Origin of the sequence: Clavibacter lycopersici (genome assembly GCF_003576405.1) — a bacterium.
Classification (GTDB): domain Bacteria; phylum Actinomycetota; class Actinomycetes; order Actinomycetales; family Microbacteriaceae; genus Clavibacter; species Clavibacter lycopersici.
The window spans coordinates 1-2,241 of the sequence record NZ_QWGT01000334.1 but is presented as its reverse complement, the minus strand read 5'-3'; the positions used below and the strand labels follow the sequence as shown (position 1 = coordinate 2,241).

Here is a 2,241-nt window from a genome sequence, read left to right as displayed (position 1 = left end):
CCGGGCGCCGGCACTCCGGACACCGCCGCGGCCTCCCCGCGCGCCGACGGCGAGGCCGAGCGCAGCTGAGCCGCGCGCGTCAAGCCGGGTCCGCGGATCCGTCGCGTTCCCGCGGCACGTAGGCGACCCAGCGACCGGTGGTGGACGGTGTCGTGTCGCGCACCGCGGCCGGCGTCGAGCGCCTCGACGGCGTGAGGCGCCTGGACGTGGTCAGGATCCCAGGGACTCAGAACGCGAACGCCGCGCCGAGCCCCAGGCCGAAGGTCAGCGCCGCCATGCTCGTGAGCTGCAGCGAGAGGATCAGCTCCTTGGGGGTGCGGCCGGTGCACGCGATGATCGCGGCCGGCAGCGCCAGCACGAGCGTGAACAGCACCAGCAGCGCCTTCGGGTAGAAGAGGAAGAAGAAGACCACGACCCCGTAGGCGATCGCGATCTCGACGCAGTAGAGGATCCGCGAGCCGCGCGGGCCGAGCCGCACCGCGAGGGTGCGCTTGCCGACCTTCCCGTCCTGCTCGATGTCGCGGATGTTGTTGACCATGAGCACCGCGCAGGCGAACGCGCCCGCCGCGACGCCTCCCAGCCAGCCCTCGCCCGTGATCATGCCGATGAGGATGAACTGCGTGCCCGCGGTCGCGACCAGGCCGAAGAACACGAAGACGACCACGTCGCCGAGTCCCGCGTAGCCGTACGGGCGCTTGCCGCCGGTGTAGAAGTAGGCCGCGACGATCGCGACGGCGCCGACCGCGAGCAGCCACCAGTGGCCGGTGATGAGCACGATCGCGAGGCCGGCGACCGCGGCGAGGCCGAAGAACGTGAGCGCCACCGTGAGCACGGTGCGCGGCTTCGCGGCGCCGGATCCGGTGAGGCGGGCGGGGCCGACGCGCACGTCGTCGGTGCCGCGGACGCCGTCGGAGTAGTCGTTGGCGTAGTTCACGCCGATCTGCAGCAGCACGGCGACGGCGAGGCAGAGGAGCGCGAGGCCGAGGGAGACGCCCTCGTCGGGGCCCATCGCGCGGGCGGCGCCCGTGCCGATCGCGACGGGGGCGACGGCGAGCGGGAGGGTGCGGATGCGGGCGCCGGAGATCCAGTCGCGCGCGGTGGCCTTCCGTGCCTTCGCGGGGTTGCCGGAGCGGGCCTTCGCGGGCGATCCCGGACGGGTGCGGGCTGCGGACGAGGGGGCCTGCCGGGTGCGCTTCTTCTTCTGTGCCACGAGGGGCGATCCTACGCGCCGCCCTGATGCGCGGAAGCGCGGGTCAGCGGCTGCCGCCGACCGGCGACGGCGCCCAGCCGTCCGCCGGGCAGTTCCAGCGCATGATCGCGTGGCGGCCGTGCTCGAAGCCCAGCTCGCTGAGCGTGGAGGTGGAGAGGGTGAGGATCCCGCCGGCCTCCGGAGGCAGGTCGACCCACGCGACGGCGAGCGCGCGGATCACGTGCGCGTGCGCGACCAGCAGCACGTCCTGGCCGGATTCGAGCACGGGCAGCACCCGGTCGAGCACCTGCATCACGCGCGCCCGCACCTGCCCGGACGTCTCGCCGGGAGTGTCGCCCACGGGCACGCCGTCGGTCCAGAGGTCCCAGTGGCCGCGCTCAGCCTGGATGTCGGCGGTGGTGCGTCCCTCGTAGGCGCCGTAGTCGAACTCCACCAGCCGGTCGTCGGTCTCGGCCTGGTCGCCGTAGCCGATGAGCTCGGCCGTGCGCTGCGCGCGCGAGCGGGGGCTGGCGAGCACCAGGCCGAACTCGGTGCCGGCGAGCACGGCGCCGACCGCGCGCGCCTGCTCCTCGCCGGTCTCGGTGAGGGGGATGTCGGTCGTGCCGGTGTGGCGTCCGTTGACGCTCCACTCGGTCTGCCCGTGGCGCACCATGACGATGCGGCCGCGGACCTTCTCCTGCCACTCCGGGGTGCCGGGGATCTCGGCCCGGGCGATCGCGGCGTCCACCTCCGCGTACATCGGCGCGACGTCGTCGCGGGCGAGGCGCTTGGCGGTGGCGGGGTTCATGCCGGTCATCGTGGGGGTCTCCTCCGTCGCCCGGGAGGGGTGGCGGGCGACATCCGACTCTACGCCCGGCGGATCCCCGGGGCTCAGTGCACGTGCTCCAGCAGGTCGAGCCCGACCACGCCCAGGGCGTCGCGGACGGCCAGCCGGGCGCGCAGGTCGGCGTCGTCGAAGTGGACCATCACGGCGTAGGCGACCGCGCCGCGCGGCCCGCGCAGCACGCCGGCCTCGGCGCGCACGCCCCGGT

Annotated in this window: 2 protein-coding genes; both read right to left on the bottom strand. The window is 74.4% G+C overall.

The window, feature by feature from the left end; all coding sequences use genetic code 11:
• Positions 1-226: 226 nt before the first annotated feature.
• Positions 227-1,210, bottom strand: a complete 984-nt coding sequence (locus DZG00_RS14720) for a 1,4-dihydroxy-2-naphthoate polyprenyltransferase (RefSeq protein ID WP_119383117.1) — start codon at positions 1,208-1,210, stop codon at positions 227-229.
• Between the two features lie 43 nt (positions 1,211-1,253).
• A complete protein-coding gene (locus tag DZG00_RS14715; protein ID WP_119383118.1) occupies positions 1,254-2,006 on the bottom strand; it encodes a histidine phosphatase family protein in 753 nt (250 codons plus the stop codon).
• Between the last annotated feature and the right edge of the window lie 235 nt (positions 2,007-2,241).